Genomic DNA, 9,093 nt, shown 5'->3' with positions numbered 1-9,093 from the left:
TGCGAGTATCCGACGGCGTCGACCTTGTCGGCGCCGGTCGCGGCGCGGACCCGGTCGACGAACCGGCCGAACTCCTCCGCGCTCGCGACGATGTCCTCGGTGCCGTACGAATCGGCACCCGGCGCTCCGCCGTAGTTGAGCGCGAACACGCAGTAACCGTCCGCGGCGAGAATCGGCGACAGGGCGGCCCAGTCCGCGTAGGCGCTGGCGTCGGTGCCGTGCGCGAGCACCACCGGCTCGGGGTGATCCGGGGAGGGTGTGCAGGAGAAGTCGTTCGATCCCGCGGGTGCGCTGCCCGGGTGCTCGTGCGCGTACGCGGCGCCGGAACTACGGCCGCTCTGGGGAAGCCCGGCGGTGGCGGGGACGACGGGCTGGGGCGGTGAGGCGTCGTCCGCTTGGGCGGTGGACACTGCGCCGGACATCAGCAGGACGACACCCGCGACGACCGCACCGGCACCCCGAAACCTCATGATCTCTCCCGACTTCGCCGCAGCATTTCTGTGAACCTTCCCAGAATGTGCACGCGCTGTCGCGTCGAGACGGCGGGCCCGCGGTGAGCGGTGACGCCCTACGAGTCGGTCTCATCCTTGCCGGTTTCGTTCCGATCGTCCTCCGCGAGAAGGCGATACATCGCGCGGCGCGCCTCGGTGAGAATCTCGCCGGCACGCCGGACCTGTTCGTCGTCACCGACCGCGGCGACCTGCCCGGCGGCACCCATCAGCAGCCCGATCAGACCCCGCAGGTCCTCGGCGGGACGGCCGACGCTCTCTCGCACGTCGTCCCACGGGGTGCCGAGTTCGGTCTTGTTCGCTTCGACGAAGGCCTTGCCCTCGTCCGTCAGGCGCGCGGTCTTGCGGCCCGCCACCTTCTCGATGAGCACCAGACCCTCGTCCTCGAGCTGTGACAGCGCGGGGTAGATCGAACCGGGACTGGGCTTCCACACCCCGTCGCTGCGTTCGACGATCTGCTGAATCAACTCGTAGCCGTGCATCGGCTCCTCGGTGAGCAGCAGCAGGATCGCGGAGCGGACATCGCCGCGCCGTCCCCTACCACCCCGTCCGCGTCCGCGACCGAAGTGCATTCCCGGGCCGAAGCCGGGATCACCCTCGGGGCCGAAGCGTCCTCGCCGGTGCCCGTGACGGTGGGGCCCCTCGGGCCGTCCCGTCCGTTCGCGTGTGAATCGGTCCCGTCGGGGACCCCTGTGTTCGAAATGGAAGTCTTCCATCATCAGCCTCCTTCTGTATCGCTGATACATCAACGATATATCGTCAATGGGTGGTCGGCAAGACCCTTATCTGTGACGGTGGTCAAATCGGCCCCCGGACCCGAGGCGCTGAACGACCCGAGCCCGGAGGCGCTCGCGCTCAGCCGGTGGGGGCGCCGAACCACTCGGGCAGGTGGCCGACCAGATCCTGCTGGTCGTCACCGACCCACGCCACGTGGCCATCCGGCCGCAGCAGCGCCGCCGGCACGTCCAGTTCCTCGCTGACGTCGACGACGTGGTCGACCCGGTCCGCCCAGCCCGCCACCGACAGCCGGCCGGTCTGATCGAGCAGCAGCCCGCGGCCGCCGTGCATCAACTCGTAGAGGCGGCCCCGCTTCAGCCCGATGTCCCGCAACCGCCGGCCGAGCAGTTCATGCCCCTCGCCGAGGTCGTAGCGGACCCCGATCGCGGTGACCTTCTCGGTCAGATACCGGTTCACCTCCTCGAAGTCCATCAGTTCCGACAGCAGCCTGCGCACGGACCGGGGACCCGGCTCGGTGGACATCAGCTCGGACTGCACGCGGGTGTTGTTCAGCACGTCGGCGGCTACCGGGTGGCGTTCGGTGTGGTAGCTGTCCAGCAGCCCCTCCGGTGCCCAGCCGTTGACCTCGGCGGCCAGTTTCCAGCCCAGGTTGAACGCGTCCTGGACACCGAGGTTGAGGCCCTGCCCGCCCAGTGGGGGGTGGACGTGCGCCGCGTCGCCGGCCAGCAGCACCCGGCCGACCCGGTAGCGCTCAGCCTGCCGGGTGGCGTCACCGAAGCGGGACAGCCACCGCGGTGAGTGCACTCCGAAGTCGGTGCCGGCGAACACCCGCAGCTGTTGCTTGAACTCCTCGAGGGTCGGCGGGACCGACCGGTCCTCGGCCACCCCCTCGGCGGGCACGACGACGCGGTACACCCCGTCACCGGAGGGCCCGGCGCCGAACCCCTTGTGGGTCTTGCGGACCTCCGCCACCACGGCGTTCAGCGTCTCCGGCGGCGCGGCCACCTCCATCTCGCCCAGCAGCGACTCGACCCGGGTGGGCTCGCCGGGGAAGCCGACGCCGAGCAGCTTGCGCACCGTGCTGCGGCCGCCGTCGCAGCCGACGAGGTAGCGCGAGCGCAGCTGGGTGCCGTCGGCCAGCACGGCGGTCACCCCGCGGTCGTCCTGGCTCAGCCCGACCAGCTCGCGGCCGCAACGGATCTCGACGCCGAGCTCGAGGGCGTGCTCGGTCAGCAGGCGCTCCGTGACGGGCTGCGGGATGCCGAGGACGTACGGGTGCGCGGTGTCCAACCGCTCGGGCTGCGGCTTGGTGATGCCGGCGAAGAAGCCGCCGAGCGGGTACTGCGTGCCGAGGGCGAGGAACCGATCCAGCAGACCACGCTGGTCCATCACCTCGACGCTGCGCGCGTGCAGGCCGAGCGACCGGACATGCCTGGTCGGCTCGGCCTCCTTCTCCAGCACGAGCGCGTGCACGCCGTGCAGCCGCAACTCGCCGGCCAGCATCAGGCCGGTCGGTCCGCCGCCGCCAACGATCACGTCAATCATGAAAACCCCCACACGTACTTCGCGAATCCTGATTACCGCAGGTCCTGGCTTCGGTGGGAGATTCTGCGGCACACCCCGGGTCTTGCCGCAAGGCCCCCGGTGCGCGATATGGTGAAAGTGGCAGGGAATGGATAACCTCCCTGCCACTGTTGCGTCATCCCCCGGCCGAACTACCCGATGCGGATCGGGTCGATCTGGACACGGGCGGGCTGCGAGTCCTTGCGTGCGCTGCGCACCGACTGCGCCTCTCCCAACGCTTTGGCCAGCGGCTTCCCCTCGCCACGGGGCACACGGATCAGCATCCGCTCCACGTCCGCCGGCTCCGGCGCGTCGCCGGAGAACGGCAACCGCTCCCCCGCAGGCAACTCGACCGGGCCCAGTAATTCCGCATTCGCCGGCAGATCGGCGAGGTCGAGGAGGTCGGCGATCGCCTTCGAGCTGCCGTCGATGGCCGCGAGGTGGATGGCGGGCGGAAATCCGACCTCCGCCCGCTCCTCGTACTGCGCACGGGCATGACCGACCGGGTCCCAGCGAACCAGCGCCTGCACGGTCGGAATCCCCGAATCCGCGACCACGACCACCTGGCCGCCCTCGGCGAACGGCCGCACGAGCGACGACGCCGTCATCCACCGCCGCAGCGTCTCCTCGGCCGCGCGCAGATCGGGACGGCCCAGCAGCGCCCAGCCGTCCAGCAGCAACGCCGCGCCGTAGCCGCCCGGCATCACCGGTTCGGCCCCGACCGTCGACACCACGAGAGTGGGTCCCTGCTTCACCTCGTCGACGACGTCCGTGCCGCCCGACATCCGGACGGCGACCCCGGGAAACGCGCGACCCAGTTCCTCTGCGGTCCGTCCGGCACCGACCACGACGGCCCGCAGTGCCTTCGCTCCGCACGCGTGGCAGCGGTGCGCGGCGTCGGCGACGCCGCACCACCGGCACGCCGGGGTTCCCGCCCCGTCCGGGCCTGCCGCGGACGGCAGCGCGAGAGGTCCGTTGCATCGTCGGCATCGCGCGGGCGCCCGGCACTTGCCGCACGCGAGGCTGGGCACGTAGCCGCGCCGGGGCACCTGGACCAGCACTCCCCGGCCGGCGCCGAGCGCCTCCCGGGCAGCCGCGAACGCGATCGCGGGCAGCCGGGCGGCGCGCGCGCCGGGGTCGCGGGCCAGGGCGTGGTCACTGTCCGCGAGTGCGGTGATCTTCGGGGCGGCCGCCCGCACCGAGTCCCGGGAGGCCACAAGGTCATGCGCCCACCCCGAGTCGACCAGGGCCTGGGCCTCCGCGGTGCGGGCGTGTCCGGCCAGCACCACCGCGCACCCGCCGGCGTACGCGCGGAGCAGCGCCACCTCGCGGGCGTGCGGATACGGTGCACGCGGCTCGGAATGGTTGTCGTCCCCGTCGTCCCAGACCACGATCAGCCCGGTGCGCGGCGTCGGCGCGAACACCGAACTCCGGGTCCCGACGACGACCTGTGCCGTCCCGCGCAGCGCAGCCAGCCAACGCCGGTAGCGCAGGGCCGGACCGAGACCGGCGGCGAGTCCGACGACCGCGTCCTTGCCCAGTAGCTTCTCCACCGCCGCGACCACGCGGTCGAGATCACGCTGATCGGGAACGACGACGACGGTGCTCGCCCCGGTGGCGGCGACGAGCCCCGACAGTTCCGCGAGACGCGCCGGCCAGTCCTCGCCGGGGAGCGCCTGCCAGACCGCGCGCGGGGCACGCTCCCCCGACAATGCGGTCAGGAATGCCCCGCCGTGGACGTACCGGTCCCACGCCTCGGTCTCGATCGCGATGTCCGGCATCGCGGGGGGCTCGGACGCAGCCTCGGACTCCGCCCGTGCGTGTCTCGGCGGGATCGCGAGCCGCAGGACGTCCGCGCGGGTCCCGGCATACCGGCCGGCGACGAGGTCGACCACCCGGGTGATCTCCTCGGTCAGGACCCGCTCGGGCGAGATCACCCGTTCGAGCCAGCCGAAACGGCCCTGATGGTCGCTCGTCGCGTTCCGGGAGACGACGAACCCGTCGACGAGACGTCCGGCGAACCGGATGCGCACCCGGACGCCGGGTCGCGCCTGCTTGTCGAGGTCCTTCGGAACGAGATAGTCGAATTCGCGGTCGAGGTGGGCAAGCGGAAGCAGCGGCAGCACCCGGGCAACCGGATCTACTTCTGCCGCAACCTTCTCCGCGCTCACGCGGCGGCTCCTACCGCAGCGGCGCCCGCCGCGCCGTGACTACCGATCAGAGGCCTGCGGCTGCCCGCAGCTTCTCCGCCCGGTCGATGCTCTCCCACGGGAGGTCGATGTCGGTGCGACCGAAGTGTCCGTAGGCCGCGGTCTGCGCGTAGATCGGACGCAGCAGGTCGAGGTCGCGGATGATGGCGCCGGGCCGCAGGTCGAACGTTTCGGTGATGGCCTGCTGGATCCGCGCCGGATCCGTCTTCTCGGTACCGAACGTCTCGACGAACAGACCCACCGGCGCCGCCTTGCCGATCGCGTACGCCACCTGGACCTCGATCCGGTCCGAGAGGCCCGCCGCGACCGCGTTCTTGGCCACCCAGCGCATGGCGTAGGCCGCCGACCGGTCGACCTTCGAGGGGTCCTTGCCGGAGAACGCGCCGCCGCCGTGGCGGGCCATGCCGCCGTAGGTGTCGACTATGATCTTGCGACCCGTCAGGCCTGCGTCCCCCATCGGACCGCCGAGCACGAACTTGCCGGTCGGGTTGACGAGCAGGCGGATGTCCGAGACGTCGAGTTCGGGCATGTCGATCTCGGCGAGCACCGATCCGAGAACCTTCTCCCGCAGATCCGGGGTGAGCAGGTTGTCGAGGTCGATATCGGCGGCGTGTTGCGTCGAGATGACCACGGTGTCGAGGCGAACCGCCTTGTCGCCGTCGTATTCGATGGTGACCTGGGTCTTGCCGTCCGGGCGCAGGTACGGCAGGACACCGGACTTACGGACCTCGGTGAGACGACGCGACAGGCGGTGCGCCAACGCGATCGGCAGGGGCATCAGTTCCGGGGTGTCGGTGGTGGCGAACCCGAACATCAGACCCTGGTCGCCTGCGCCCTGACGGTCGATCTCGTCGTCGCTCAGTTCGCCGGTGCGGACCTCGTGCGAGTGGTCGACGCCCTGCGCGATCTCCGGGGACTGTGCACCGATCGCGACGTTGACGCCGCAGGAGTTGCCGTCGAAGCCCTTGGCCGAGGAGTCGTACCCGATCTCGAGCACGGTGTCGCGCACGATCTTGGGGATGTCGGCGTAGGCGGTGGTCGTGACCTCACCGGCGACGTGAACCTGTCCGGTGGTCACCAGTGTCTCGACGGCGACGCGGGCGCGTGGGTCGTCGGTCAGGAGCGCGTCGAGGATGGAGTCGCTGATCGCATCACAAATCTTGTCCGGGTGCCCCTCGGTCACAGACTCACTGGTGAATAGCCGACTACCGGACTGGCTCACAGAATTCCCTCTCGACAGTTGTCCTGAACAGCACTTGAAAACAGCTTAGCTGCGTAATACCGCGAACGACCCTAGCGCCACCCCGGCGGGAGTGACACCCTTCGAATCACCGAAACTCTGCCGGATAGTCCGTCAGAGTGTCCGGAACAGCTGGTCGACGGCGTCGAGTACCCGGCTCGCCATCAACGCCTTCGATCCGTGCTCGAGCGCGGACTCGGAACCGTCGGCTCCGAGCAGCCATCCGTCGTTGTGGTCGACCTCGAACGCCTTGCCCTCGCCGACCGCGTTGACGACGAGCAGGTCGCAGCCTTTCCGCGCGAGCTTGGCCCGCGCGTACGTGAGGACGTCGCCGTCGGCGTCGCCCGTCTCGGCCGCGAATCCGACGATCACGGTCTTCGACGGGATCTCGCCGTCTCTCCGGGACTGCACCAGGCCGGCGAGGATGTCCTCGTTCTTGGTGAGCGCGATGGAGTCGGGCTCACCCGCACCCTTCTTGATCTTGCTCGCCACCGTCGTCGACGGCCGGAAGTCGGCCACCGCCGCGGCCATGATCACCGCGTCGAATCCGGGTGCGTGCTTGGCGACCGCGACCCGCATGTCTTCCGCCGTGCGGACGTGCACCATGTCGACGGCGGCCGGGTCGGCGAGTCCGGCGGTGTAGCCGGAGACGAGGGTGACCTCGGCCCCGCGCTGCACAGCGAGCCGGGCGATGGCATAGCCCTGCTTGCCCGAACTGCGGTTACCGAGAAACCGCACCGGGTCGAGCGGTTCACGGGTGCCGCCCGCGGACACGAGGACCCGCCGACCCTCGAGATCGCGGGGCAGCGCGTCGGGACGCTCGACCAGCAACGACGCCAATCCGACGATCTCGTCGGGTTCGGGCAGCCGGCCGGCACCGGTGTCCTTGCCGGTGAGGCGGCCGGAAGCGGGTTCGATGACGGTCACGCCGCGTGCGCGCAGCGTGGCGACGTTGGCGACGGTGGCCGGGTGCTCCCACATCTCCGTGTGCATCGCCGGAGCGAACACCACGGGACATCGCGCGGTGAGCAGCGTCGCGGTGAGGAGGTCGTCCGCGCGTCCCGCCACGGCCCGCGCCATGAGGTCGGCGGTGGCGGGCGCGATGACGACGAGATCCGCTTCCTGTCCGAGACGAACATGCGGAACCTGCGGAACGTCGGTGAACACACCCGTGTGCACGGGGTTGCCCGACAGCGCCTCGAACGTCGCCTTGCCGACGAACTCGAGCGCGGACTCCGTCGGGATGACCCGCACATGGTGCCCGGCCTCCGTGAAGGCCCGAATGACGGCACAGCTCTTGTACGCGGCGATGCCGCCGCCGACACCGACGACGATCCGCTTGCGGGCTGCCCCCGAGGGAACCGGTTCCGGTGAATCCGTCACGTGCCCGGAGCCCGGGCCCGCTGCCTGTTCAGGCACGGCAGATCCTCCGCTCACTCGCCTTCGGTGTGCTCGAGAAGATCGGAGTGGATCTCACGCAGCGCGATCGACAGCGGCTTCTCCTGCAGGCCCGGCTCCACGAGGGGGCCGACGTACTCGAGGATGCCGTCACCGAGCTGGTTGTAGTAATCGTTGATCTGACGTGCACGCTTAGCCGCGTAGATCACCAGCGCGTACTTCGACGACGTGCGGGCGAGAAGCTCGTCGATCGGAGGATTGGTGATGCCGAGCGGGGTGTCGTAAGCCGGCAGGGCGCCGTGGCTGGGTGTTGCGGACGCTACTGCGGGGGTGCTGCTCACTCGGTATCTCCTGAAATAGTTCTGGCTAGTTGATGTGAGATCTAGTGGGTCGACTCGGACTGTTCCGGTCGTCCAACCAACAAGGATACCAACTCGTCGCACGATCGGCTGACATCCTCGTTCACGATGACCTCGTCGAACTCGTCCTGCGCCTCCAGCTCGACTCTCGCGGTCGCGAGTCGCCGCTCCACGACCTCGGCGGATTCGGTGCCCCGGCCGGTCAATCTGTCGACCAGCACGTCCCAGCTCGGGGGCGCCATGAAGACGAGCAGAGCCTCCGGCATCGCGGCGCGAACGGCCCGCGCACCGGCGAGGTCGACCTCGACCAGCACCGGTTTGCCCTGCTCGATCGCCCGGCGGACCGGTGCGGCCGGGGTTCCCGACAGCTGGAGTCCGCCGTGGATCTCGGCCCATTCGAGCAGCTCACCGGATTCGATCATCCGCTGGAACTCGTCGCGAGAGGTGAACCGGTAGTCCTTGCCGTCCACCTCGCCCGGGCGTGGGTCGCGCGTCGTCGCGGACACGCTGAAGACGAGCTCCGGCATCCGCTCACGCAGGAGTCGCACCACGCTGGACTTACCGACGGCCGAGGGGCCGGCCAGTACTACCAGCCGACCCCTCCGCACTGCGGTCTTGCTCTCTGACACTTGTGCGTCAGCTACCACTGTCGTGCTCAGGCCTCGAAGTCGAACCTGGCGAGCAGGGCCTTCCGCTGCCGATCGCCGAGGCCACGGAGGCGACGGGTCGGAGCGATCTCCAGCTCGGTCATGATCTCCTGCGCCTTGACCTTGCCCACCTTGGGCAGCGCCTCGAGCAGTGCCGACACCTTCATCTTGCCCAGGATCTCGTCGTCCTCGGCGTCCTTGAGAACCTGCTTGAGGTCGGTGCCACCACGCTTCAGGCGCTCCTTGAGCTCAGCCCTGGCCTTGCGGGCAGCAGCTGCCTTCTCCAAAGCAGCAGCGCGCTGCTCATCAGTCAACTGGGGAAGGGCCACGGTTCCTCCGTCTCGTCGTTGGCAAATAGTCCAAACCACTGGATAACCAGCAGCGATAGCGACCGTACTCACGCCCGGCGCCGATTGCGAACCCACCCCC

At 69.7% G+C, this 9,093-nt stretch carries 9 protein-coding genes; all 9 read right to left on the bottom strand.

Going from position 1 to position 9,093, the window contains the following annotated elements; all coding sequences use genetic code 11:
- A partial coding sequence (locus tag DTA22_RS34735; RefSeq protein ID WP_146777815.1) for an esterase/lipase family protein occupies window positions 1-470 on the bottom strand: 470 nt, incomplete at its 3' end.
- A gap of 98 nt (window positions 471-568) precedes the next feature.
- Complete coding sequence (locus tag DTA22_RS34730) at window positions 569-1,225, bottom strand: PadR family transcriptional regulator (RefSeq protein ID WP_112302427.1); 657 nt, start codon at window positions 1,223-1,225, stop codon at window positions 569-571.
- A gap of 139 nt (window positions 1,226-1,364) precedes the next feature.
- A complete protein-coding gene (rox, locus tag DTA22_RS34725) occupies window positions 1,365-2,792 on the bottom strand; it encodes a rifampin monooxygenase (protein WP_112302408.1) in 1,428 nt (475 codons plus the stop codon).
- A 170-nt stretch (window positions 2,793-2,962) separates the two neighbouring features.
- Window positions 2,963-4,981, bottom strand: a complete 2,019-nt coding sequence (locus DTA22_RS34720; protein WP_112302407.1) for a primosomal protein N' — start codon at window positions 4,979-4,981, stop codon at window positions 2,963-2,965.
- A gap of 46 nt (window positions 4,982-5,027) precedes the next feature.
- The gene (metK, locus tag DTA22_RS34715) at window positions 5,028-6,242 is read right to left on the bottom strand and encodes a methionine adenosyltransferase (protein WP_112302406.1); all 1,215 of its coding nucleotides are present in this window, start codon (window positions 6,240-6,242) and stop codon (window positions 5,028-5,030) included.
- 132 nt (window positions 6,243-6,374) lie between these two features.
- Window positions 6,375-7,679 (bottom strand): bifunctional phosphopantothenoylcysteine decarboxylase/phosphopantothenate--cysteine ligase CoaBC, encoded by a 1,305-nt coding sequence (gene coaBC / locus DTA22_RS34710; RefSeq protein WP_037237530.1) that lies wholly within the window; start codon window positions 7,677-7,679, stop codon window positions 6,375-6,377.
- Between the two features lie 14 nt (window positions 7,680-7,693).
- Window positions 7,694-7,999, bottom strand: coding sequence for a DNA-directed RNA polymerase subunit omega (gene rpoZ / locus DTA22_RS34705; RefSeq protein ID WP_005241734.1), 306 nt, complete (start codon window positions 7,997-7,999; stop codon window positions 7,694-7,696).
- A 41-nt stretch (window positions 8,000-8,040) separates the two neighbouring features.
- Window positions 8,041-8,664 carry a guanylate kinase gene (gene gmk, locus DTA22_RS34700; protein ID WP_037237532.1) on the bottom strand — a complete coding sequence of 208 codons (624 nt, stop codon included), beginning with the start codon at window positions 8,662-8,664 and terminating at the stop codon, window positions 8,041-8,043.
- 8 nt (window positions 8,665-8,672) lie between these two features.
- Window positions 8,673-8,993, bottom strand: coding sequence for an integration host factor, actinobacterial type (gene mihF / locus DTA22_RS34695; protein ID WP_005262298.1), 321 nt, complete (start codon window positions 8,991-8,993; stop codon window positions 8,673-8,675).
- Window positions 8,994-9,093 lie beyond the last annotated feature (100 nt).

The organism is Rhodococcus wratislaviensis, from assembly GCF_900455735.1.
Classification (GTDB): domain Bacteria; phylum Actinomycetota; class Actinomycetes; order Mycobacteriales; family Mycobacteriaceae; genus Rhodococcus_F; species Rhodococcus_F wratislaviensis.
Note: the sequence above shows the minus strand (reverse complement) of the source record. Positions and strands in the feature narration are given on the sequence as shown.

Excerpts from the sequence above, each read along its gene's own strand:
- DTA22_RS34730 (WP_112302427.1), bottom strand. The coding sequence starts at position 1,225 with ATGGAAGACTTCCATTTCGAACACAGGGGTCCCCGACGGGACCGATTC.
- rox (WP_112302408.1), bottom strand. The coding sequence starts at position 2,792 with ATGATTGACGTGATCGTTGGCGGCGGCGGACCGACCGGCCTGATGCTG.